Source organism: Stenotrophomonas maltophilia, assembly GCF_023518235.1.
In the GTDB taxonomy this organism is placed as follows: Bacteria; Pseudomonadota; Gammaproteobacteria; order Xanthomonadales; family Xanthomonadaceae; genus Stenotrophomonas.
On the sequence record NZ_CP090423.1, the window covers coordinates 1829357 to 1852507 of the forward strand.

21 protein-coding genes are annotated in these 23151 nt (G+C 63.9%); 4 read left to right on the plus strand and 17 right to left on the minus strand.

The annotated features are described in order from the left end of the window. Positions 1-73: 73 nt before the first annotated feature. A complete protein-coding gene (locus LZ605_RS08735; RefSeq protein WP_249844502.1) occupies positions 74-1054 on the plus strand; it encodes a DUF2272 domain-containing protein in 981 nt (326 codons plus the stop codon). A 67-nt stretch (positions 1055-1121) separates the two neighbouring features. Continuing rightward, positions 1122-1472 carry a DUF3301 domain-containing protein gene (locus LZ605_RS08740; protein WP_049436544.1) on the plus strand — a complete coding sequence of 117 codons (351 nt, stop codon included), beginning with the start codon at positions 1122-1124 and terminating at the stop codon, positions 1470-1472. A gap of 38 nt (positions 1473-1510) precedes the next feature. Here LZ605_RS08740 and LZ605_RS08745 read toward each other — a convergent pair whose 3' ends face one another. The 7 genes from LZ605_RS08745 to LZ605_RS08775 all read right to left on the minus strand — a co-directional run bounded on the left by LZ605_RS08745 (position 1511) and on the right by LZ605_RS08775 (position 7544). Beyond that, positions 1511-1963, minus strand: a complete 453-nt coding sequence (locus tag LZ605_RS08745) for a ClpXP protease specificity-enhancing factor (RefSeq protein ID WP_249844503.1) — start codon at positions 1961-1963, stop codon at positions 1511-1513. A gap of 85 nt (positions 1964-2048) precedes the next feature. Next, complete coding sequence (locus LZ605_RS08750) at positions 2049-2684, minus strand: glutathione S-transferase N-terminal domain-containing protein (protein WP_107233030.1); 636 nt, start codon at positions 2682-2684, stop codon at positions 2049-2051. 134 nt (positions 2685-2818) lie between these two features. Then, positions 2819-3568 carry a cytochrome c1 gene (locus tag LZ605_RS08755; RefSeq protein ID WP_249844504.1) on the minus strand — a complete coding sequence of 250 codons (750 nt, stop codon included), beginning with the start codon at positions 3566-3568 and terminating at the stop codon, positions 2819-2821. Further along, the gene (locus LZ605_RS08760; RefSeq protein WP_006429450.1) at positions 3561-4820 is read right to left on the minus strand and encodes a cytochrome b; all 1260 of its coding nucleotides are present in this window, start codon (positions 4818-4820) and stop codon (positions 3561-3563) included. Before LZ605_RS08760 ends, LZ605_RS08755 begins: the two co-directional genes overlap by 8 nt. Further along, positions 4820-5440, minus strand: a complete 621-nt coding sequence (gene petA, locus LZ605_RS08765; RefSeq protein WP_004151998.1) for a ubiquinol-cytochrome c reductase iron-sulfur subunit — start codon at positions 5438-5440, stop codon at positions 4820-4822. Before petA ends, LZ605_RS08760 begins: the two co-directional genes overlap by 1 nt. Positions 5441-5635: 195 nt before the next feature. Next, complete coding sequence (locus LZ605_RS08770) at positions 5636-6529, minus strand: lytic transglycosylase domain-containing protein (protein WP_249844505.1); 894 nt, start codon at positions 6527-6529, stop codon at positions 5636-5638. A gap of 46 nt (positions 6530-6575) precedes the next feature. Next, entirely contained in the window at positions 6576-7544 is a 969-nt protein-coding gene (locus LZ605_RS08775) for a helix-turn-helix transcriptional regulator (RefSeq protein ID WP_249844506.1), read from the minus strand. Between the two features lie 80 nt (positions 7545-7624). On the opposite strand from LZ605_RS08775, the gene LZ605_RS08780 reads away from it, so the two are divergent. Together LZ605_RS08780 and miaB are read left to right on the plus strand one after the other, a co-directional pair. Then, on the plus strand, positions 7625-8245 hold the full coding sequence (locus LZ605_RS08780; protein WP_107233026.1) for a glutathione S-transferase family protein: 621 nt from the start codon (positions 7625-7627) through the stop codon (positions 8243-8245). Positions 8246-8392: 147 nt separating this feature from the next. Continuing rightward, positions 8393-9811 (plus strand): tRNA (N6-isopentenyl adenosine(37)-C2)-methylthiotransferase MiaB, encoded by a 1419-nt coding sequence (gene miaB / locus LZ605_RS08785; RefSeq protein WP_249844507.1) that lies wholly within the window; start codon positions 8393-8395, stop codon positions 9809-9811. A gap of 73 nt (positions 9812-9884) precedes the next feature. Here miaB and LZ605_RS08790 read toward each other — a convergent pair whose 3' ends face one another. The 10 genes from LZ605_RS08790 to LZ605_RS08835 form a co-directional block, all read right to left on the minus strand. Beyond that, positions 9885-10997, minus strand: coding sequence for an ABC transporter permease (locus LZ605_RS08790; RefSeq protein ID WP_249844508.1), 1113 nt, complete (start codon positions 10995-10997; stop codon positions 9885-9887). Further along, the gene (locus tag LZ605_RS08795; RefSeq protein ID WP_249844509.1) at positions 10994-11917 is read right to left on the minus strand and encodes an ABC transporter ATP-binding protein; all 924 of its coding nucleotides are present in this window, start codon (positions 11915-11917) and stop codon (positions 10994-10996) included. Before LZ605_RS08795 ends, LZ605_RS08790 begins: the two co-directional genes overlap by 4 nt. Positions 11918-11937: 20 nt before the next feature. Then, the gene (locus LZ605_RS08800) at positions 11938-12894 is read right to left on the minus strand and encodes an HlyD family secretion protein (RefSeq protein WP_249844510.1); all 957 of its coding nucleotides are present in this window, start codon (positions 12892-12894) and stop codon (positions 11938-11940) included. Between the two features lie 368 nt (positions 12895-13262). After that, on the minus strand, positions 13263-14858 hold the full coding sequence (locus LZ605_RS08805; protein WP_249844511.1) for a hypothetical protein: 1596 nt from the start codon (positions 14856-14858) through the stop codon (positions 13263-13265). Between the two features lie 47 nt (positions 14859-14905). Next, complete coding sequence (locus LZ605_RS08810) at positions 14906-16462, minus strand: hypothetical protein (RefSeq protein WP_249844512.1); 1557 nt, start codon at positions 16460-16462, stop codon at positions 14906-14908. Between the two features lie 65 nt (positions 16463-16527). Next, positions 16528-18192, minus strand: a complete 1665-nt coding sequence (locus LZ605_RS08815) for a phospholipase D-like domain-containing protein (protein WP_249844513.1) — start codon at positions 18190-18192, stop codon at positions 16528-16530. Positions 18193-18260: 68 nt separating this feature from the next. Next, positions 18261-19697: a hypothetical protein gene (locus LZ605_RS08820; protein ID WP_249844514.1), complete on the minus strand. Its 1437-nt coding sequence runs from the start codon at positions 19695-19697 to the stop codon at positions 18261-18263. A gap of 116 nt (positions 19698-19813) precedes the next feature. After that, positions 19814-20404 (minus strand): hypothetical protein, encoded by a 591-nt coding sequence (locus LZ605_RS08825; RefSeq protein ID WP_249844515.1) that lies wholly within the window; start codon positions 20402-20404, stop codon positions 19814-19816. Continuing rightward, on the minus strand, positions 20358-21593 hold the full coding sequence (locus tag LZ605_RS08830) for a phospholipase D-like domain-containing protein (protein WP_249844516.1): 1236 nt from the start codon (positions 21591-21593) through the stop codon (positions 20358-20360). Before LZ605_RS08830 ends, LZ605_RS08825 begins: the two co-directional genes overlap by 47 nt. Before the next feature lie 23 nt (positions 21594-21616). After that, entirely contained in the window at positions 21617-23104 is a 1488-nt protein-coding gene (locus LZ605_RS08835) for a hypothetical protein (RefSeq protein WP_249844517.1), read from the minus strand. Between the last annotated feature and the right edge of the window lie 47 nt (positions 23105-23151).

Here is a 23151-nt window from a genome sequence, read left to right on the forward strand (position 1 = left end):
TCTGACCCCGCTCTCACACCCGGCGTTCACGACGGCGCTGCGACGCTGCGGTCATCCCTCACAGGAGCCGTGCATGCGCCGGATGCTCTTGCCTGTCTGCCTGCTGCTGGCTGGCGCGCCGTTGTCCGCTGCCGCCGCAGAAGCCTGCGACGTGCCGCCCCGCTTCGGCCTGAGCCCGTTGGCGGTGGCCATCCGCAACACCGCCTGCAACGAACACCGGCTGTGGTTCCGCCCCTTCATCGATCGCGATGGCCGCGCCGCCAGCCTCAGCGTCACCGAAGCCGAAAGCGATCATCTGGCCGACAACGGCCTGATCGCCTGGCGACGCGTTGCCGGCTACTGGCGTGACAGCGGCACGCTCAATGCAATGGGCAGCATCGCCGGCGCCAGCAGTTGCCTGGCGCCCTTGGGCACGCGCTACACCGACAGCGACTGCCGCGCGTTCCTGGTCGACAACCCGTGGTCGGCAGCGTTCATTTCCTGGGTGATGGTCCGCGCGGGTGTGCCGGGTTTCAACACCTCGCCACGCCACATCGATTACATCCGCGCCGCCTATCAGGCGGGCCCTTCGGGCGTGCCGTATCGGCTGGTCGACCCGGCCACGGCCAAGCCGGCGCCGGGTGACCTGCTGTGCTTCCTGCGCGACCGCAGTACCACCCTGAGCTACAGCGGCCTGGTGCAGGCGCTGGGCAACGGCTCGGTGGGCCACTGGAAATCTCACTGCGAGGTGGTGGTGGCCGCCAATCTCGGCGGCGACCAGACCCTGTATCTGGTCGGCGGCAACGTGATGAACACCGTGGCGATGCGGCTGCTGCAGCTGGACCGCACCGGGCTGATCCAGTTGCCGCCGGCACGCGAGCGCAACAGCACCGGCATCGATCCCAGCTGCACGCCGGGCCGCGAGGACGAGTGCAGTTTCAACCGCCAGGACTGGGCAGCGCTGCTGCAGCTGACGGCAACGGCGCCGCTGCTGACGCCGTCATCGGGCGCCACACCGGTGCAGCCGGCTCCAACGCCGCAACCTGTGGTCGTTCCGCCGCAACCAACGCGGTGATGCCGGCGCTTGATCCAGCGCCCGTTCGCCGCCATCTTTGCCGGATCGACACCTGACGGCTGACGCCATGCCTACCCTGCTGCTGTTGCTGATTGCCGGCGGAATCATCTACTTCTTCTGGAACGCGGCACGTTCGGCCGCTGAGCGCGCCGTCGAACTGGGCCGCAATGCCTGCCGCGCCGCCGATGTGCAGTGGCTGGACCAGGCGGTGCACGCCACCGGCCTGCGCCTGTCGCGCGGCGAGGATGGCCGGCTCGGCTTCGAGCGCACCTTCAAGTTCGAGTATTCCTACGACGGCATCGATCGCCACGTGGGCCGCATGGTGCTGCGCGGCGACCAGCTGATTTCATTCACAGGGCCGGGCGCGGCGCGGATCAGCCAGATCCGGCCGGATGTGGATGATGCCGAGGATGTGTAAGCGCTGAAGGTGTGCCGACCAACGGTCGGCACCTACCGTTATTTGACCACGCGCAGGGTCGGGCGCCCCTTCGGCGGCGGGCTGGACGGCGGCGTATCGTCCGGCGGCGTGCTGTCGTCATGCAGCAGCTCGTCACTGGTCGGCGCAGTCTCGTTGCCCGGAATGTCATCCGGCAGTGCCATGCCCTGCCCGGTCTCACGGGCGTAGACAGCCAGCACGGCGCTGATCGGCACCTGCACCGGGTAGCTGGTACCGGAGAAGCGCGCCGAGAAGCTCACCATCTCGTTGTCGATCATCAGCCGCACGACGGCACGTTCGGCGATGTTGAGCACAACCCGGCCATCCTTCACCGCCGAAGGCGGCACCTGTACGCCGGGAACGCCAGCGTCGACCAGGATGTGCGGGGTCAGCTGGTTGTCGTTGATCCATTCCACCAGCGCCCGCAGCAGGTACGGGCGGTGGCTGGTCATGTGGAAGAAGTCTTCGGTCATGCGTGAAGTGTACGCGCCCGGCGCCCTCGGCGGGGCGGATCGCCTGCACACCGGTCGGCGTGCAGACGGGTAGACCACCGCCGGATCAGACCGGCAGGTCGCGCAGCTTCTTTTCCTGGTCGGTCAGGCTGCGGACGAACCCCGGGTGGCGGAAGATGCGGTTGCCGTAGTCTTCGATCGCCTTGCCGTCCTTCGGCAGCGGCACATCCAGCGACTGCAGGCGCCAGATGATCGGCGCCATCGCGCAGTCGGCCAGGCTCATTTCCGGATTGAGGAAGAACTTGCTGGCCTTGAACAGCGGCAACGACGCGGTCAGCAGCTCCTTCAGGCGCTTGCGCCCGGCCTCGGCCTGGGTCTTGTTGCCCAGCTGGATGGCCTGCACCTGTGGCACCCAGTCGTGCTCGATGCGCAGCATCGCCAGGCGGATGCGCGCACGCGAAAGCGGATCGACCGGCATCAGCGGCGGATGCGGGTAGCGCTCGTCCAGGTACTCGCTGACCACCGACGCGGCGTACAGCACCAGCTCCCGCTCGACCAGGGTCGGCACCGAGTGATAGGGATTGAGGTCGATCAGGTCTTCAGGCGGATTCTGCGGATCGACCGGAACGAAATCGAAAGACACCCCCTTGGCCGCCAGCACCAGGCGTACGCGGTGGCACAGTACGTCGTCGTTCGAGGAAAACAGCGTCAGTGTATTGCGCATGCGTACGCTCGCCGCCATCAAAGGCTCTCCTACGACAGGAGACCGCCTGCCGCATCGGCGCCGCCGGCACCGTGCCAGCGGTCGACTCCTCCCCGAGTGTGCAACCGGCCATCACAAAAGCCAATAGGCTTGCGTGATCGCCGGCGGCAGAATCAGTGAACGTCCTTCCAGTATTCCTTCTTCAGCAGATACAGCAGGAAGGTCAGCAGCGCCAGGAACAGGATCACCCACACGCCCAGCTGCTGGCGCTTGAGCGCGGCCGGCTCGCCGGCATATTCGAGGAAGTTGGTGATATCACGCACCGCCTGGTCGTACTGGCCCGGATCGACCGCACCGGGCGTTTCGATCTTCAGGCCGGTCACCGGCGGGTCCATCCCCGGCGCCTCGGGCTTGCCATGCACCGCGTGCTGCAGGCCCTGCATCTCCCACAGCGGGTTGGGCATGGACGCATTGGCGAACAGCGCGTTGTTCCAGCCCAGCGGGCGGCTGCTGTCCAGGTAGAACGACTTGAGATAGGTGTAGACCCAGTCGCTGCCCCGTACACGCGAGATCAGGCTGAGGTCCGGCGGCATCTTGCCGAACCACTTCTCGGCGTTTTCCTTGGGCATCGCCACCGGGATCGGATCACCGATCGCCGAGCCGGTGAAGTTGAGGTTGTTCATCACCTCTTCCTCGGTCAGGCCCAGATCCTCCGCCATCCGTGAATAGCGCAGGTACTTCAGCGCATGGCAGCCGGAACAGTAGTTCATGTACAGCTGCGCGCCGCGCTGCAGCGACGCCCGGTCACCGAGGTCGTTGCCGGCCTGCAGCAGCTTGGTGCCGCCTTCGGCGGCGGAGGCCAGGAAACTGCCCAGCATCAGGGTGGCCGCCAGGGCCAGCCGGACCATCCAGCGCTCAGTCATGCGTGGTCACCCTCTCCGGTACCGGCTTGGTCTTGTCCAGCCTTGTCCATAGCGGCATGGTGATGAAGAAGGCGAAGTACAGGAAGGTCAGCACCCGCCCGATGTAGGTCTCGTGCACGTCGGTGCCCGGGCCGGAGCCGATCACGCCCAGCCACACGAAGCACACCGCCAGCACGCCCAGCATCACCTTCGAGATCCAGCCGCGGTAACGCACCGATTTCACCCGTGCCTTGTCCAGCCACGGCACCAGGAACAGGATCGCGATGGCCGAGAACATCACCAGCACGCCGCCGAGCTTGTTCGGCACCACGCGCAACATCGCGTAGTAGGGGGTGTAGTACCAGACCGGCTTGATGTGCTCCGGGGTCACCAGGCGGTTGGCCTCGGTGAAGTTGTCATGCTCCAGGAACAGGCCGCCGAAACCGGGCGCGAAGAAGATGATGAAGGCGGCGATGATCAGCAGGAAGCCGGCGCCAACGCCATCCTTGAGCGTGTAGTACGGGTGGAACGGAATGCCATCGGCCGGCGCATTCGGCGACCAGCGGTTGCCCTTCGGGCCCTTCTTGATCTCCACGCCATCGGGGTTGTTCGACCCCACTTCGTGCAGTGCGCCCAGGTGCAGCACCACCAGCAGCAACAGCACCAGCGGCAGGGCGATGACGTGCAGCGCGAAGAAGCGGTTGAGCGTGGCGTCACTCGGCAGGTAGTCGCCCATGATCCATTCGGTCAGGCCGTTGCCGATCACCGGTATCGCGCCAAACAGCGAGATGATCACCTTGGCGCCCCAGAACGACATCTGGCCCCAGGGCAGCACGTAGCCCATGAAGGCTTCGGCCATCAGCACCAGGTAGATCAGCATGCCCAGGATCCACACCAGCTCGCGTGGCTTCTGGTAGCTGCCGTACAGCAGGCCGCGGAACATGTGCAGGTAGACCACGATGAAGAACAGCGAGGCACCGGTGGAGTGCATATAGCGGATCAGCCAGCCCCACTCCACATCACGCATGATGTATTCGATGGAGCCGAACGCCTCGGCGGCGTTGGTCTTGTAGTGCATCGTCAGGAAGATGCCGGTGACGATCTGGTTGACCAGCACCAGCAGCGCCAGCGAACCGAAGTAGTACCAGATGTTGAAGTTCTTCGGCGCGTAGTACTCGCTGACGTGCTTGCGGTACACCGGCATCAGGCCCGGCGCACGGGCGTTGACCCAGTCGGCCACGCCGCTGGCGGTACGGCTGAGGATATTGGCCATCAGGCAGCCCCCTGCGGATCGACACCGATGATGATGGTGTTGTCGTCCTGGTAGTGGTGCGCAGGCACCTTCAGGTTGATGGGTGCCGGCACGTCCTTGAAGACGCGGCCGGACATGTCGAAGCGCGACTTGTGGCAGGGGCAGAAGTAGCCGCCTTTCCACTGCGGGTCATACGGTTCGGGCCGGATCTCGGCGACCATTTCCGGCGAGCAGCCCAGGTGCGTGCACAGGCCGACCAGCACGGAGATGTCCGGCTTGATGGAGCGCAGCTCGGGATTCTGCTTGAGCACGTAGTCCGGCTGCTGGTCCTTCTCGCCGGACTCGGGGTCCTTGAGGCGGCCGTCCAGCCCGTGCAGCGCATCGAGGATGGCCTTGGACCGCTTGACGATCCAGATCGGCTGGCCGCGCCATTCCACGATCAGGCGTTGGCCTTCCTGCAGGGCGCTGATGTCGGCCACCACCGGTGCGCCGGCAAGCTTGGCGCGGGCACTGGGGTTCCAGGACTTGATGAAAGGAACTGCGGTGAATCCGACGCCGACGGCGCCCACCACAGCTGTGGTGGCAGAAAGAAAACGCCGACGTCCGGTGTTGACTGGATCGTGTACCCCATCGTTGGCCATCCGGCACTCCGATATTGATTAGGTAGCTTTAAGGCTGCCAGCGGTTCCGGTGGGGGCCAGAGCCGCATTGAATCCTGGACGAGTGTAGCGGAACCGTCGCGCGCCACACAACGCACTGCAACAACTCTTTCAAAATCGTGCCGACTGGCAGTCGGCACCTACCTGTTCGAGGGTGTGTCCACTGACAGTCGGCACCTACTGGTGACTCAGGGCGGTTCGGTAACGCTCGGCCAGCTGGCCGACCCGGCGCACGTAGTACTGGGTCTCGCTGTACGGCGGCACGCCACCATGACGGTCGACCGCACCCTCTCCTGCGTTGTAACCCGCTGCGGCCAGGGTCAGATCGCCGTTGAAGCGCTTCAACAACCACGCAAGATACTGCACGCCGCCGCGGATGTTCTGCCCGGCGTCGTAGGAATCGCTTACGCCGAACCGCGCGGCGGTGGGCGGCATCAGCTGCATCAGGCCCTGCGCGCCGGCGCGGCTGAGCGCGGTCGGGTTGTAGGCCGACTCGGCATGGATGATCGCGCGCACCACCGCCTCGTCCACGCCAAACTCGCGCGCGGCCGAGGTGATCTCGCTCTGGAAGGCCGTGGTGTTCAGACGCACCGTGCCGAAGTCGACCCGCGGGTTGACCCCGCAGGCATAGCAGCGCTCCATGAAACTGTAGCGGATGGTGCGCACCGGGCCGAGGTTGGCGACCTGGGTCGGGCGTGCGCTGGTGTAGTGACGCACGCCATCCTTCATGAAGGAATAGACCTGGCCACTGACCATGCGTCCGCCGCGAGACGCTGCCGGCGCGGGTGCGGCCATGGCCGGCGCGGCGGCACTGGCGGCGACCGCGACCGGATTGCGCTCGATGCTGGCCACCGTGGCCGTCACCGGCTTCGGCGCCGCCAGCATGGGACGCGGCGCCGGGCGGGTGTCGCGGCTGTAGCTGATCGTGCTGCAACGGGCCCCGGCCACGCGCTTGCTGACATAGCTGGTGACGCCATCGGCGCCCTGGCACTTGAACAGGGTACCGGCGCTGGCCGGCGCAGCGGTCAGCGCAGCGATGATGATCGCCGTTGTCCCCAGTATCCCCTTCATGGCCGCGAGTGTCCCAGCTTCGCCGGAACTTGCCAAGCCGCGCGGCTCAGCCTGTGACCGGCGGCACAGCCAGTACCTGCCCCAGCCCGGCCAGCCGTTGCGCCAGCTCCTCACGCAGGCTGGGCGGCGTGGTCCACAGCGCCACCGGTACCCGGTCCAGGCTGAGAATCTGCGCCAGCATCATGCCGCGGCTCTCGGCGCCCATGCGCAGCAGGCAGTGGTCGGGGCCATCCGCTTCCAGTAGGCCACACCACGGCGGGATGCGGCCTTCCAGCTCGGCGCGGCTGCCGGCCAGGCGCACGATGGCCTGCAACGCGAACGGCGCCTGGCTGACCGCCTGCCGCACCATCACGTCCGGCGGTGCCGGGGTGCGCCGATGCAGGCCCGGCTCGGTGCACTCGCGCACCGCGCCCATCCGGTCCACGCGCAGGGTGCGCCAGTCCTGGCGCCCCAGGTCCCAGGCCAGCAGATACCAGCGCCGGCCATAGTTGACCAGGTGCTGGGCCTCGACCTCGCGCTGGGTGACCGCGTCCTGCGCGCTGCGGTACTCGAAGGCCAGCCGCGAGGCCTGCCGGCAGTGCTGGGCCAGCCGGCCGAGCAGGCGTGCATCGGTGGCGGGCAGATCGGACAGGGTGGCGGTGGCCGCATGCACCTCGCCCGCCTGCTGTCGACGGCGGGTCGGCACCAGCGGGTCGAGCTTGGACAGCAGGCCGCGCGCGGTGTCATCGATGCCGGCAACGGTGGCCGAGGCCGCACGCAGGGCAATGGCCAGCGTGGTGGCCTCCTCCTCGTCCAGCAGCATCGGCAGCACCGGCGCACCGGCCCCGAGCTGATAGCCGCCGCCGACCCCGGCCGAGGCCTGCACCGGGTAGCCGAGTTCGCGCAGGCGCTCGACGTCGCGGCGGATGCTGCGCCGGTCCACGCCCATGCGTTCGGCCAGTTCGGCCCCCGACCACTGGCGGCGGGCCTGCAACAGGGAGATCAGGCGCAGCAGGCGATGGGCGGTATGGCGCATGAAGGATCGAGGACAGAAGTCGTCCGCAATAGTGCCTCAGGATGGGCTCCAGTTCACCACCCACTGCAAGGAGCACTGCCATGACCTCACGCCAGATCACCCTGTACCACGCCGCCCGTTCGCGCTCGAGCGGCGCGGTGGCCCTGCTCGAAGCACTCGGTGCCGACTACCGCATGCAGGTGCTGGACCTGAAGGCCGGCGCCAACCTGGCCCCGGCCTACCTGGCCATCAACCCGATGGGCAAGGTGCCGGCCATCGTCCACAACGGCGCGCTGGTGACCGAGCAGGTGGCCATCTATCTGTACCTGGCCGACCTGTACCCGGAAGCCGGGCTGGCGCCGCCGATCGGTGATGCCCTGCGCGGCCCCTACCTGCGCTGGATGGCCTTCTACGGCGCCTGTTTCGAGCCGGCGATGATCGACCGCGCGATGCGCCGCGACCCGCCGCCGCAGTCGATGTCGCCCTACAACGACGCCGAGACCGTGCTGCAGGTGATCGAGGCCCAGCTGGCGCAGGGGCCGTACCTGCTGGGTGAGGTGATGAGTGCCGCCGACGTGCTGTGGGGCAATGCGCTGGCCTGGACCACGGCCTTCGGCCTGGTGCAGCCGGCGCCAGCAACGGCCGACTACATCGCCCGGATGAGCGCGATGACCGCCTTCGACCGATCGCGGCAGATCGATGCGGAGCTGGCGGCGGCGTAAGGACGCCCGCCGGGCACGGCCCGGCGCTACCGGGCCGCCGGGATGCGGGTAGCGCGGGGCCGTGCCCCGCGAGCGCACAGCGCGGCGGGTGGCTCGGGATGCGGGTAGAATTGCTGCCTTTCCCGCCACCCGAATGGATTAAGCGCCATGACCGGGACGCCAGACGTCTTTCCGCCCGCCACGCCGGGCGGTACCCCGCTCGTTGCCCTGCCCACTGGTCCGCGCAAGCCCGACCAGGTGAGAGGCAAGCTGTACATCAAGACCCACGGTTGCCAGATGAACGAGTACGACTCGGCCAAGATGGCCGACGTGCTCGCTGCCAGTGATGGCCTGGAACTGACCGATACCCCGGACGACGCCGACGTCATCCTGGTCAACACCTGCTCCATCCGCGAGAAGGCGCAGGAGAAGGTGTTCAGCCAGCTGGGCGTGTGGAAGGGCCTGAAGAACAAGGGCCGCGAGGTCATCATCGGCGTCGGCGGCTGCGTCGCCTCGCAGGAAGGCGAGGCGATCATCAAGCGCGCGCCGTTCGTGGACCTGGTGTTCGGCCCGCAGACCCTGCATCGCCTGCCGGAACTGATCCGCGCCCGTCGCGAGCAGAAGCGCCCGCAGGTGGACATCAGCTTCCCCGAGATCGAGAAGTTCGACCGCCTGCCGGAGCCGCGCGCCGAAGGTGCTTCGGCGTTCGTGTCGATCATGGAAGGTTGTTCCAAGTACTGCTCGTTCTGCGTGGTGCCCTACACCCGCGGCACCGAGGTCAGCCGCCCGTTCGAGGACGTGGTGGTGGAAGTGGCCCAGCTGGCCGCGCAGGGCGTGCGCGAGATCAACCTGCTCGGCCAGAACGTCAATGCCTATCGCGGCCCGTATGGCGACGGTGAGTTCGCCGACCTGGGCCTGCTGATCCGCACCATCGCCGAGATCGACGGCGTCGGCCGCATCCGCTTCACCACCTCACATCCGCTGGAGTTCAGCGATTCGCTGATCGATGCATTCCGCGACGTACCGCAGCTGGCCAACTTCCTGCACCTGCCGGTGCAGGCCGGCAGCGACCGCGTGCTGTCGGCGATGAAGCGCGGCTACACCGCGCTGGAATTCAAGTCGAAGATCCGCAAGCTGCGCGCGGTGCGCCCGGACATCTCGATCAGCTCGGACTTCATCGTCGGCTTCCCCGGCGAGACCGACGCCGACTTCGAGAAGACCATGAAGCTGATCGAGGACATCGGCTTTGATCACAGCTTCTCCTTCATCTATTCGCGCCGCCCGGGCACGCCGGCGGCGGATCTGGAAGATACGATCAGCGATGCCGAGAAGCACGCGCGCCTGTCGCGCCTGCAGGAGCGCATCAATGCGCACGCCGCCGGCATCTCCGAAAAGATGGTCGGCACCGTGCAGACGGTGCTGGTGGAAGGACCCTCGCGCAAGAACCCGAACGAACTGACCGGCAAGACCGAGAACATGCGGTCGGTGAACTTCCCGGCGCCGGCGCGCTTGATCGGCCAGTTCGTGGATGTGGTGATTACCGAAGCACTGACCAATTCGCTGCGCGCGCGGGTGGTGGCCGAATAAGGCGTGCCGACCAACGGTCGGCACCTACCGGCATTGATGCCGGCCAGCGGCCGGCACTACCGAATGACAGGCTTCAATCCAGGCGCTTGCGGAAACGCAGGATCGCCAGCGTCATCATCACCACGATGAAGGCCAGCAGCGCCAGCGCGTCGTGCCACAGCTCCCACAGCGAAGCACCGCGCAGCATGATGCCGCGCACCAGGCGCAGGAAGTGGGTCAGCGGCAGCACTTCGGCCAGCCACTGCACCGGTCGTGGCATGCCGGCGAACGGGAACATGAAGCCGGACAGCAGGATCGACGGCAGGAACAGGAACAACGTCATCTGCATCGCCTGGAACTGCGAGCGCGCGCGCGTGGAGATCAACAGACCCAGCGCGAGGTTGGCCAGCACCAGCAGCACCGCGGCCAGGTAGATATCCAGCAGGCTGCCGCGGATCGGCACCTGGAACAGCCAGGTGCCCAGCACCAGCACCAGCGTGGTCTGCAGCAGGCCAATGGCCGCATAGGGCAGCACCTTGCCCACCATCAGTTCGCTGCGCGATACCGGCGTGGCGATCAGCAGCTCCATGTTGCCGCGCTCGCGTTCGCGCACCACCGCCACCGCCGTGAACATCACCAGGGTCATGGTCAGGATCACCCCGATCAGCCCCGGCACGATGTTCACCGCCGAGCGCCGCTGCGGGTTGTAGAAACTGGTCACGCTGACCTGGCCGCTGGCGATGCTGCCTTCGCGCAGCGGCCGTGTGTTGCTGGTCGGGCGCGTATCCAACGGCACCTGCGCCAGCTGGATCGCCGCGCTCTGCACCACGGTGTCGCTGCCATCGACCAGCACCTGCACCGCTTCGCGCCCATCGAAACGGCGACGCTCGAAATCTGCCGGCACCACGATGCCGACACTGATCTCGCCGCGGCGCAGCGCCTGCATCAGCTGGTCCGGGCTGTAGGCATCGCTGCGCGGGGTGATCACACCGGTGGCGACCATGTCCTGTACCAGCGCGCGCGAGGCCGCGCTGTTGGCCTGGTCGGCCACACCCGCATCAAGGTGGCGCAGGTTGAGATTGATCGCGTAACCGAACAGCAGCAACTGCATCACCGGAATGCCGACGATCATCGCCAGCGTGATGCGATCACGGCGCAGCTGCCGCAGCTCCTTGAGCATGATCGCCCACAGCCTGCGCAGGTTCATGCCGCCGGCTCCCGGCCACGACCGCGGGTGGCGGCGACGAACACGTCTTCCAGATTCGGCGCCACCGCCTCGATGCGCGCCTGGGGATCGGCAGCGGCCAAGGCACGCTGCAACGCGGCCATGTCGGCCGCGTCTTCACTGCACAGTACGCGCAGCTGCGTGCCGATCTGCGCCACGCTCAGCACCCCGGGCAGCTCGGCCAGCGCGCGGCTGGCCTGGCGTGGCTGCGAAGAGGTGACCTGCAGCGTGCGCCCTTGCAACCGCGCGCACAGTTCGGCCGGCGTGCCATCGGCCACCAGCGCGCCGCGATCGAGGATCGCCAGCCGGTGGCAGCGCTCGGCCTCGTCCATGTAGTGGGTCGAGACCAGCACGGTGGTGCCGGCGTCGGCAAGTTCGAACAGCGCCTCCCAGAAATCGCGGCGCGATTCCGGGTCGACCGCACTGGTCGGCTCGTCCAGGAACAGCAGTTCAGGCCCATGCACCACCGCACCGGCCAGGGCCAGGCGCTGCTTCTGCCCGCCGCTGAGCGTGCCGGCCAACTGCGGCTGCCGATCCTGCAGCCGATACTGCTGCAACAGTGCATCGACGCGCTGCCGGGCCTGCGCGCGCGGCAGATCCTGGATGGCCGCGAGGAACTCCAGGTTCTCGCGCACCGACAGGTCTTCGTACAGCGAAAAGCGCTGGGTCATGTAGCCGATGCGGCGGCGTAGCGCTTCGGCCTGTTCCGGCACCGACAGGCCCAGCACCTCGATCTGCCCCGCGCTCGGCTCCAGCAGGCCGCACAGCATGCGGATGGTGGTCGACTTGCCCGAGCCGTTCGGGCCGAGGAAGCCGTAGACCTGGCCGCGAGGCACGGTCAGGTCGACATTGTCCACGGCCAGCAGATCGCCGAAGCGGCGGGTCAGGCCCTGCGCATGCACGGCAATGTCGTCGCCGGTGTTCAGAAGCTCACCCGCAGCGGCAACCCGGCCGGCAGTTTCTGCATGTCGGTCGCCTCGTCCACTTCGATCTCGGCCAGGTAGCTCAGCCGCGCGACGTCGTCACCGGTCAACGCGTAGTACGGCGTAAATGAAGGCTCGCTGCGGATCGAGCGCACATGCCCCTTCAACGCAGCGGCCTGCCCTTCCAGATGCACCTGCGCGGCCTGCCCGACCTTGACCTGCAAGCGTAGCGGCTGCGGCAGGTAGACGCGCGCATAGGGACGCTCGCCGACCAGCATCACCGCCAGCGGTGCGCCCACCGGGGCCTGGTCGCCCTGCCGATAGGGCAAGGCGTCGACCACGCCATCGCGGGGGGCGCGCAGTTGCAGCTTCTGCAGGTTGACGCCCTGCACCACCTGCTGCGCCTGCGCAGCGTCCGCCGCCGCCTGGCCCTGCGCGATGTCCTGCGCGCGGCTGCCATGCACCCGCTCCAGCCAGGCCTGCTCGGCGGCGCGCACGCTGGCCTCGGCATTGCCGGCGGCCGCCCGCGCGCGGTCCAGCTCGGCGGCGGCGATCAGGCGCTGGCGTGCAAGCGGCTGCACCCGCCGGTAGTAGGCACTGGCCTCGGCGGCCTGCGCGCGCAGCGCGGCCAGCTGTGCCTGGGCCTGCGCGATCTGCTCCTGGCGCGGGCCGATCTTCAGTTCTTCCAGCTGCGCCTGCGCACGCGCGGTGTCGGCCTGTGCGGCGGCGAACTGGGCATCACCGCGGGCCGGGTCCAGCTGCATCAGCACGGTGCCGGCCTTGACCTGCTGGCCTTCGCGCACCTCCACCGCTGCAATCACTTCGGCCGCCGGGGCCGGCACGGTGACCCGGTCCCATTCCAGCGTTCCCAGTGCAGTCGGTGGCGCCTGGCCACAGCCTGCCAGCAGGGCCAGGCCCACCAGTACGAACCCACGCATGCCGTTGCCCATGTCCATCCCCTCCAGCGACGGCGCTACGGTGCCATCTGCCCCGTGCACCCGCGATGATGCCGATCCGCCCTGGCGGTTTTTTCACCACACCCTGGCAGGCCTTGTGCCGTCAGGGTCTGGTCCACCTATCCACAGGTTGATTCGGCATCATTCCACAGCGGGTGTGGAAAAGCGGCAGGAGGATGGCCGGATTGCTCGCCTGGCAATGGAACGTGCGCCGGCGGCAGGATGGATCGCGCGGTGGGGTGATCACCGAAACGCTGAGCACCCCGCTGCGCGCCCGTTGTGGTGGCCTGATTGCCCAGATCGGAGCCCGCTGGAGCGCCGATCCCACCAGCACGGGAAGCCACAGCGGATGTGGAAAAGCTGCGACGTCAGAGCGGAGAGCCTGCGGCCAGAGGCCGGTCACGCCATCCATAGGCATCCTTCAGGAAACCAGTGACCTCGTTGTTCTGGTAGACGACAACGCTACGATCACCTTTGCCGCAGTGCATTTCATCGCCAGCTTCCGCGCCTGCTGCAATTTTCCCGCACACCAGCACGCGCTCGGGACGTCCTCGCCGGTCGAAGTGAAACACCCTGTAACCTTTGCCCGACCCTTGGAGCACGCGTGCATCGAATCCGTCTGCAGCGATGGCGTCTTCCGGCATCGGTACGTCAGGATTCACCCCGCCATTGATGACCTGCACCAAGCGTCCAGCCTTATCGTAATCTTCCTGGCGATAGACCGGCCCGGAATCGCTGGCCCAGGCCCGCCGACGCAGCGCGTGGGAATCTGCATCAAACACTTCGTGAACCCGCATCTTCTCCGCAACGCGATGACTACGGATCCGGGGATAGGTCGACAGTTGCGAGAACCCATTCATTCCCACCTCGGCGGGAATGGTGACGTTGACGAAGTCGTACCGCAGGTCTGCACCCTTCACGCCCAGCCGGGTGACGGCATCCTGATAGAGAGGCTGCGCATCGGCCGGCAACAGATCCCCTTCGATGCTGTTGATCGCGTAAACCCCCAGTTGCTGATCCATCCGGGCCATCGCATAGGTCTCATATCCGTAGACGCTCCGCTCGGACGGCCTTATGTACTCCGCAACGCCGGTCCACCCGGACGTACCCCTGACCGATGCCATGACATTCCGCCCCATCGATGGCGACGGCGGCGTTGATCTGACGGAGGCATACATCCGGCCATCATCATCGAGCAGATATCGTTGCACCAGTGCGTTGCCTTGATCCATCTGATCACAGGTCAATCCCTCTCCACCTTGACGCAGACTGGCCGAGGTTGGCTGCGCCGACCATGTCGGTCGACTGTGCTTGTCATACTTCATGCAGTTCAATGTCTGGCTGAACAACATGCCATCCGATCCACGCCCGTGCTTGCGGATCTCGACAAGGCGTTCCTGGTCGTCGTAGAGATAATCACGTGCTTCGGCGAGCACGAAGTCCTTGGATATCGTCCGGAGAAGTCCGGCAGCCGCCGTTCTCGCTGAAGGATCAATCTCGACGTCGGTAGGAGGGGACAAAGGCACCTCGCGGGACACCAGGCCGGCCGCTTCGGAATTCCAGCTATCAGATCCTCGGCTCCGCCACAGCTCCTCGCGGCAGACACGCTCACCGGCCCCGCCTTCCGACTGGACGTACACAATGCTCCCACCCAACAGCGAGAAGGGAAGCGTGCGTGAGGCCGAATTCGAACGACTGAGCCTGATCTGCGGAAGCGAGAGCCGACCATCCGCCATGGGCGATGCTTCTCTCAGCTCCGTTGCATAGTCATCAATCAGAGGGGACGTCAGAACGCTGATGTACTCCATCTTCCAAGGGGAAACCCAGGGATCGTCTGCCACCTTATCCCCACAGGCCCAGGCCGAGGAGCTAAGCACGACACACGCCAGCATCACGCCCCCTGCCCGCCGCCCCGCCGCCGACCACCCGCGCTTCTGCTGATGTTTCGTACCTATCGACTTCATTTGACTGCCTCCTGGCATGCACCCTTGTACGTAGAGCGTTTTACTCGTTACTCGCCCGGCAAACCGAGCTTCGTGGTACCAAAGCCGTATTTGGTTTCCATCAGCGTCTTCACCGGGCCCATGCCCTCCACGCTCATCTTTCCGTCCGGCGTGCCGCAGCGAGTGCCGACCTGTGTTCTGGCGTACTGCAGCTCAGCTTCACGACTGCGCTTGGGCCGAGGATCAGGCTCCCACCAAGGGAAATGGGCGTAGGGCTTGTTGGTCGAGACTTCATAGCGCCAGCACACGAACGACAGGGTCTCTTTGCCGGCAGCGTCGTAGTCATACACACGGTAAGAGCTGTAACCGCTGGTGAGGGGCGTGAGCTTCAATATGCCCTTCTCCGCGTAGGCGCGCAGGTTTTCGGTGTAGCCGTCGTCATCGGATACCGGACCGGACAGGATCACCCGCGTGAGCTTGCCATTTGCGTCGTAGTTTTCCTGACGATTCAGATCCAGCGTGCGCCACTGACGTTCCCGAGGGTATTTTACGCCCGGAGCGAAAATCTCGAATACGCGCTGCCCAGTGCGGTGGAAATACTCACGAACACGCGCATACGCAATCACGCCGTCAAACTGCCCCTTCAACACATCTGGAGATACACGCTCTCCAGGGAAGGTATAGTTCAACTCCTTACCCACATCTCGACTGCGTTGCTCAAAGATGGGCGTCGCGTCGGACGAAGCGATGGCAAAGGATTCACTCTGAATACCGGTAAGCCCGCGCTTGTCGCTCATCTGAAACGATGCACCGACGCGGTGGTGGAAGTTGGCACCGTTGAAGAAAAAATCCCCTTGGGCGTACCAAGCCCCATCAGTCGCCTCGGTTCCGAAGTCGACGTCCTCTTGCTCTGCGCTCTCCCCAAGCTTGCGTGTAGCCCTCTTGGTCATATCCAAAGCCAAGAATCCATCAGACCGATAAGAAAAGTATCTTGTAACTTCACTTACAGGCGTATTTCGAAGCTCCGAGCACTGAAAATCCGGATCTTCCGAGACGATCAACCCAGAGCTCTCATTTGCCACCTCTACGCGACCATTTTCGTCGTAGAGCGCACAGAAAGTTGTGACCTTACGGCCCAACCTGTCGATACGTCGAATCGATGTCAATTGACCTGACGCATCGTAATCAAGCTCATTCACCTTATACAGTTCAAAGTACGGATACAGCGGCTTGACTGCAGGATGCAGGCTTTGGGGAGGCGCCTCATTAATCAGCTTGGACTCACGCCGCCTCCACTGCTCAGCACGGCAGATCCGCTGCCCTTGGCCACTTGCTTCCAAGTAGTAGACCGAACCGCCATTCGAGTCGAATGGCTCATTCTTCAATTTAGCTAGGTCAGGACCGGACCTGATCCTTATGTAAGGTGCCACCTCGTTCGCGCGACTGAGACTGGCGCCCACGGCATCTCCTCCGCCAGCCGACCACGGCGTAAACTTGACCACCATGCCGTTGCCATGAAAGCGGGCATCGCCTTCATTTACTTGACTACAACCTGCATGCGCAAATTGCACGGCGCACAAAGCACTCACCGCAATCAGCGCTTTCAGCAGCAAATACTCACTCACACCTTTTCCCCTTGACCCAAGGCAGCATGTCGAATCGAGTATGCCAATTCACTGGACCTATCCCCCTAAACAGGCACAGCTGCAATGATCTTGCTCGGCATCGTGGCAGCCGGATCGTCCATGCTGCTCCCCCAAAGCAGCGGCATGGTGACCCAAAAGCCCTTAATTCGCGGACTTCCCGGCTCGCCCTTGAGGAAGTCAGTCGCCTTGAGCACATCATGCCGACCGACTGCACTGGTCACATAGTCCTTCTCAACACTAGGCTGCTGCATGAAGTCTGGCTGCAGGTCAGGTGGTTGCGCATACAACATGCGCTTGACGTGTCCCTTGTCACTCAGGCCTGCTGCGGGGAACCCATGGAACACGGAATCATAGCGGGGGAACGAATCGCGTGGGACATTGGTGAAGACATGCTGGTAGGCATCCGAATTAGCGTCAGCAATCTCCCTGATCCCCCGCCAAGTACTGGCGCTCGCCGGCTGTTCGATCTGCTGAGCTGGATCTACCATAAGGAACCAAGGCAGATACGCCCCCGCGGCTCCAGCTGCAGAGTACGGCTTCTTCTCTTTCTCAGGCAGCTCTTGAATCGCCTGTCCCAGGAACTTCTTCCAAAGATTCATCCGAAGATCCCGCGCAAACTTCCGGGTTATCACCTGCAAGCCATTGCCCAGGTCCATCGACTTGGCCGCACCATCCACGATCACTGCGGCGATCTCGGTATCGCCCGTGCCCAGCAGGCTGCGGTCGTTGCAGTTCGCACTTCCAATGATGGCCACGGCGTCGTCCACGATCAGCAGCTTGGAGTGTACGTAACACTGCTCGGTCACCACGTACAAGGGGGTGGCCTGATCCGCGCCGATCGTATGCGGTGCGTAGTGGTTCCTATGGTTGACGTCGGCAAGGACCCCATAGCTTCTCAGGTTCATTACCGACAGATATTCCTTCCAGCGCCCGGCCTTCACCTCTGCCTGCAGATCGGTCTCTTCCACGCTCGCCTCGCGGATGTCCTTGTCGCGCGCGATCAGTGAACGGCAGATGCGCCGGATCAGGCTGTCGTCGCCACGCAACAGGGTCTGCTGCACCCAGTACTGCTGCTTCAGCACGGCACCGTCGAACAGGCTGCCTTCCGGATGCACGGGCAAGGTGATGTACACATGGAAGCCCTGTCCGGCCACGATGGCACGGCGGATGCGCGCGGCGATCGCCGCCACCAGCGGGTTGCTGGCCGCTGACTTCACGCCCTGCTTGCGCTTCACCAGGTCCTGCACGACGCCGGTTTTCCCGATGGGCCCACTCATGGCCACGCCTTTGTCGACGTAGCCGGCCTTCTTTTCTTCGGCCTTGGTCATGGGCCGCCGTTCACCGCCCTTGATCGCCGTCTCCACTGTCCTGCCCGCCTCAGCGTCGGACCAACCGCATTCGGAAATCAGGAACTGGGTCTCGAGGTAGACAAAAGCACGCGCCGAGGCGATGCAGTTGACCATCGCATCAAGGATGGAGTGCATCGGCTGGTTGCGCTCCCAGTACGGCTGCAGGCAACTGGCATCGTCCAGGTTCAGGCCGAGTTCCTTGCAGCCCTTCCTCTCCAGCGCATGCAATGCCGTGCCCGAGGAACGCACGATCTGTACGGTGACGTCGCCGACCGTGCCCGGCCGGGCCAGGTTACCGAACAACGCCTGCATGCCGCCCATCGACTGCAGCCATTGATCGCTCAACGGCGTCAGCTCCATGCCACGTGCCAGCGTGGTCTGCTCCGGCAGGCCGGCACCTGTCACGAGTTCGAGATGGAAGTCTCGCCCTACTCGCCCGGCAACCCCAGCTTGGTCGTCCCAAACCCGTACTTGGTTTCCATCAGCTTCTTCACCGGGCCCATGCCCTCCACGCTCATCTTGCCGTCCGGCGTACCGCAGCGTGTACCGACCTGCGTCCTGGCGTACTGCAGTTCGGCTTCACGACTGCGTTTGGGTCGAGGATCGGGCTCCCACCAGGGGAAATGGGCGTAGGGCTTGTTGGTCGAGACTTCATAGCGCCAGCACACGAACGACAGGGTCTCTTTACCGGCAGCGTCGTAGTCATACACGCGGTAAGAGCTGTAACCGCTGGTGAGGGGCGTGAGCTTCAATATGCCCTTCTCGGCGTAGGCGCGCAGGTTTTCGGTGTAGCCGTCGTCATCGGATACCGGACCGGACAGGATCACGCGCGTGAGCTTGCCATTTGCGTCGTAGTTCTCCTGACGATTCAGATCCAGCCTGCGCCACTGGCGTTCCCGAGGGTGCTTTGCCTGCGGTCCGAATACTTCGAAAATCCTGCTATCCGAACGGTGCAGATACTCACGCACACGGGTATAGCCTGTGACTCCTTCAAAGTACCCCTTGGCGACCTCTGGAGGAACACGCTCACCCGGGAACGTGTACCGCACTTCCTGCGACACGCTCCGACTGCGCTCTGCGAAAACTGGAGTGGCGTCAGATGGAACCAGCGTAGCGGAAGGGCTTTGCACCCCTACAAGCCCTCGCTTTTCGCTGCCATAGAAGCGAATGCCAACGATCCGTTTCAATTCAGCATCGTCGACATTGACGAAGCCGCCCACAGTCCAGGCACCATCGGTCACCTCCGTTCCAAGGCCGGTGTCCTCGCGGTAGGGATCCTCACCTGGCTTACGGGTGGCCTGCTTGACTACATCGGAAGCGCGCAATCCATCCGGCCGATAAGTGAAGTACCGAGTGGTAACGCGGGATGGCATATCGCGCAGCTGCGAACACTGGAACTCTGGCTTATCCGAGACAATCAACCCAGAACTCTCATTTGCCACTTCTATGCGACCATTTTTGTCGTAGAGTGCACAGAACGTTGTGACCCTACGCCCTTTCGCATCCATATTCTGAATCGAAGTCAATCCACCAGCCGAGTCATAATGGAGCTCATAGCTCCTGCTCAGCTCGAAATAGGGATACACCGGCCTCACCGCAGGATGCAGGCTCTCAGGTGGCACCTGCCCAATCAATTTGGATTCCCGCCTCTTCCACTCTTCAACGCGGCATAGCCGTTGCCCTTCAGCGCTTTCCTCCAAGTAATAAATAGCACCGCCGTTCGAGTTGAACGGCTTGTTGTGCAACTCACCGAGGTTTGGTTCGACACTGATCCGTACGTAGGGGGCAACTTTATTCGCGCGACTAAGGCTGGCGCCTACCGCATCCACCTCGTCCGATGGGCTTGGCCTGAACTTGATCACCATCCCACCATCCTGAAACCGGAGGTCCTTCTCATTTGACGAACCGCAGTCTGCAAGCGCGGTTTGCACTCCACACAGGGCCCCCAAGGCCACCATCGCCCTCAACAGTAGATGCCCACTCATACCTGCTCTCCGTGTCCCCAAGAACCATGTCGACCGGAGTACGCTAGTTCAGTTGACCGATTTCCCTCAATAGGTACGACCGCGATGATCTCGTTCGGCATCGCTGCAGCCGGATCATCCATCTCACTCCCCCAGAGGAGTGGCATGGTCACCCAGAAGCCCTGAATCCCGCGGCGCGTTTGGGTACCTCTGAGGAAATCCGTCGCCTTACGCACGTCATGCCGCCCCACTGCACCGGTCACGTAGTCGTTCACAACACTTGGCTCCTGCATGAAGTCTGGCTGCAGATCTGCCGGCTGCGCGTAGAGCATGCGCCGCACGTGCCCTTTGTCACTAAGACCTGCCGCCGGGAATCCATGAAACACAGAGTCGTAGCGAGGGAATGAGTCGCGGGGGACATTCGTGAAGACACGCTGATAGGCTTCCGAATTGGCATCCGCGAGTTCCCTGATTCCCGTCCAAGTTTTGGCATTTGCCGGTTTGTCGACCTCCAGGGTTGGAACTTTTTCGCTGAACCAAGGGTAGTAGTCTTCGGTTGCACTAGAAAAGACGAACTGCTCCCCCCCCCTTCTCAGGCTTCGTCTCAAGCGCCTGCCCCAGGAACTTCCTCCAGAGCTTCATCCGAAGATCCCGCGCAAACTTCCGGGTTATCACCTGCAGGCCATTGCCCAGGTCCATCGACTTGGCCGCACCATCCACGATCACTGCGGCGATCTCGGTATCGCCCGTGCCCAGCAGGCTGCGGTCGTTGCAGTTCGCACTTCCAATGATGGCCACGGCGTCGTCCACGATCAGCAGCTTGGAGTGTACGTAACACTGCTCGGTCACCACGTACAAGGGGGTGGCCTGATCCGCGCCGATCGTATGCGGTGCGTAGTGGTTCTTATGGTTGACGTCGGCAAGCACCCCATAGCTTCTCAGGTTCATTACCGACAGATATTCCTTCCAGCGCCCGGCCTTCACCTCTGCCTGCAGATCGGCCTCTTCCACGCTCGCCTCGCGGATGTCCTTGTCGCGCGCGATCAGTGAACGGCAGATGCGCCGGATCAGGCTGTCGTCGCCACGCAACAGGGTCTGCTGCACCCAGTACTGCTGCTTCAGCACGGCACCGTCGAACAGGCTGCCTTCCGGATGCACGGGCAAGGTGATGTACACATGGAAGCCCTGTCCGGCCACGATGGCACGGCGGATGCGCGCGGCGATCGCCGCCACCAGCGGGTTGCTGGCCGCTGACTTCACGCCCTGCTTGCGCTTCACCAGGTCCTGCACGACGCCGGTTTTCCCGATGGGCCCACTCATGGCCACGCCTTTGTCGACGTAGCCGGCCTTCTTTTTTTCGGCCTTGGTCATGGGCCGCCGTTCACCGCCCTTGATCGCCGTCTCCACTGTCCTGCCCGCCTCAGCGTCGGACCAACCGCATTCGGAAATCAGGAACTGGGTCTCGAGGTAGACAAAAGCACGCGCCGAGGCGATGCAGTTGACCATCGCATCAAGGATGGAGTGCATCGGCTGGTTGCGCTCCCAGTACGGCTGCAGGCAACTGGCATCGTCCAGGTTCAGGCCGAGTTCCTTGCAGCCCTTCCTCTCCAGCGCATGCAATGCCGTGCCCGAGGAACGCACGATCTGTACGGTGACGTCGCCGACCGTGCCCGGCCGGGCCAGGTTACCGAACAACGCCTGCATGCCGCCCATCGACTGCAGCCATTGATCGCTCAACGGCGTCAGCTCCATGCCACGTGCCAGCGTGGTCTGCTCCGGCAGGCCGGCACCTGTCACGAGTTCGAGATGGAAGTCTCGCCCTACTCGCCCGGCAACCCCAGCTTGGTCGTCCCAAACCCGTACTTGGTTTCCATCAGCTTCTTCACCGGGCCCATGCCCTCCACGCTCATCTTGCCGTCTGGCGTACCGCAGCGTGTACCGACCTGCGTCCTGCCGTACTGCAGTTCGGCTTCACGACTGCGCTTAGGCCGAGGATCAGGCTCCCACCAAGGGAAATGGGCGTAGGGCTTGTTGGTCGAGACTTCATAGCGCCAGCACACGAACGACAGGGTCTCTTTGCCGGCAGCGTCGTAGTCATACACGCGGTAAGAGCTGTAACCGCTGGTGAGGGGCGTGAGCTTCAATATGCCCTTCTCGGCGTAGGCGCGCAGGTTTTCGGTGTAGCCGTCGTCATCGGATACCGGACCGGACAGGATCACGCGCGTGAGCTTGCCATTTGCGTCGTAGTTCTCCTGACGATTCAGGTCCAGCGTACGCCACTGGCGTTCACGGGGATACTTCGCGCTGGGAGCGAAGATCTCATAGATCTCGCCCCCGGTGCGATGCTGATAACTGCGCACACGTGTGTAACCACCAATTCCACTGAACTGCGCACCTGCGGCACTCAATGGTACGGCCTCGGCGGGAAACGTGTAGCGAAGCACCTCGCTTTGTGTGGAGGCTCTCTGCGAAAAAATCGGCGTCACGTCGAAGGGCGCAATGGTCGCAGAATAGCTCTTCAAGCGAACCAATCCATGCTTTTCGTTGGAATCGAAGTGAACTTCACGAAGAATCTGATCAGCGCTGCCGTCCTTCAAGTAGACCACCCCCTGCCCAGACCAAGTGCCATTGCGCTCGTCGCCGCCCGCTGGCAGAACGAGCGGCGTGCCCTTCTGTGCAGCAGTTGAATTTGGCTTGCGCATATCCATGACTTCAACGCGACCATCTGGATAGTAGGTGTACCCGGTGACCTGAGACGGCACCAATTCCATGCTGAGATTCGAACATTGGAAACCGGGCTTCAATGACACCTCCGCCCCCGGCGACCCAGAAACCATGATTACGCGACCAGCGTTGTCATAACGAACACAGGCTTCTGGAACACTCATTCGATAGAAGTCCCGGACACTGTCCTCCCGCCCGCCTTGAAACATCGGTCGGGACAACCGGACTTCCCCCAGCCTACCCGCTGAATCGTATGAATATGCACGAACTTCATCGAGGTAGAAGTAGGGAAAAACCTTCATCACAACTGGATTCTCTGGCGGCAACTCCTTCCCCGCTGGAGAGGACGCACCTGCATCTGCTACCGATCTTCTTGCCCAGTTCTCAACCCGGCAAACACGCTTCCCGCCCTTACCGTCCGACTCAAGATAGATGATCTGTCCACCATCCCGATCAAACCCTCGGTTACGAACCAGAGAAGCATCCGGCACAATTTCCGGAAGACTCACCCTCCTGTCCTCAGTAATCCTTGGAAGCCGGTAAGTGACCTTTTCCGCGTTTGATGGCGACAGCCGCATTTCCATTCCGGCTGCAGGTGCCACCAAGGGAGCTTCAACATCGTTACAGGCAG

Coding starts and splice junctions, on each gene's coding strand:
- LZ605_RS08760 (WP_006429450.1), bottom strand. CDS start 4,820: ATGGCCAATATCCTCAGCCGTACCGCCAGCGGCGTGGCCGACTGGGTC.
- LZ605_RS08800 (WP_249844510.1), bottom strand. CDS start 12,894: ATGGACATGGGCAACGGCATGCGTGGGTTCGTACTGGTGGGCCTGGCC.
- miaB (WP_249844507.1), top strand. CDS start 8,393: ATGACCGGGACGCCAGACGTCTTTCCGCCCGCCACGCCGGGCGGTACC.
- LZ605_RS08745 (WP_249844503.1), bottom strand. CDS start 1,963: ATGACCGAAGACTTCTTCCACATGACCAGCCACCGCCCGTACCTGCTG.
- petA (WP_004151998.1), bottom strand. CDS start 5,440: ATGGCCAACGATGGGGTACACGATCCAGTCAACACCGGACGTCGGCGT.
- LZ605_RS08805 (WP_249844511.1), bottom strand. CDS start 14,858: ATGAAGTCGATAGGTACGAAACATCAGCAGAAGCGCGGGTGGTCGGCG.
- LZ605_RS08770 (WP_249844505.1), bottom strand. CDS start 6,529: ATGAAGGGGATACTGGGGACAACGGCGATCATCATCGCTGCGCTGACC.
- LZ605_RS08750 (WP_107233030.1), bottom strand. CDS start 2,684: ATGGCGGCGAGCGTACGCATGCGCAATACACTGACGCTGTTTTCCTCG.
- LZ605_RS08755 (WP_249844504.1), bottom strand. CDS start 3,568: ATGACTGAGCGCTGGATGGTCCGGCTGGCCCTGGCGGCCACCCTGATG.
- LZ605_RS08820 (WP_249844514.1), bottom strand. CDS start 19,697: ATGGTGATCAAGTTCAGGCCAAGCCCATCGGACGAGGTGGATGCGGTA.
- LZ605_RS08790 (WP_249844508.1), bottom strand. CDS start 10,997: ATGAACCTGCGCAGGCTGTGGGCGATCATGCTCAAGGAGCTGCGGCAG.
- LZ605_RS08775 (WP_249844506.1), bottom strand. CDS start 7,544: ATGCGCCATACCGCCCATCGCCTGCTGCGCCTGATCTCCCTGTTGCAG.
- LZ605_RS08780 (WP_107233026.1), top strand. CDS start 7,625: ATGACCTCACGCCAGATCACCCTGTACCACGCCGCCCGTTCGCGCTCG.
- LZ605_RS08735 (WP_249844502.1), top strand. CDS start 74: ATGCGCCGGATGCTCTTGCCTGTCTGCCTGCTGCTGGCTGGCGCGCCG.
- LZ605_RS08835 (WP_249844517.1), bottom strand. CDS start 23,104: ATGGAAATGCGGCTGTCGCCATCAAACGCGGAAAAGGTCACTTACCGG.
- LZ605_RS08740 (WP_049436544.1), top strand. CDS start 1,122: ATGCCTACCCTGCTGCTGTTGCTGATTGCCGGCGGAATCATCTACTTC.
- LZ605_RS08815 (WP_249844513.1), bottom strand. CDS start 18,192: ATGGAGCTGACGCCGTTGAGCGATCAATGGCTGCAGTCGATGGGCGGC.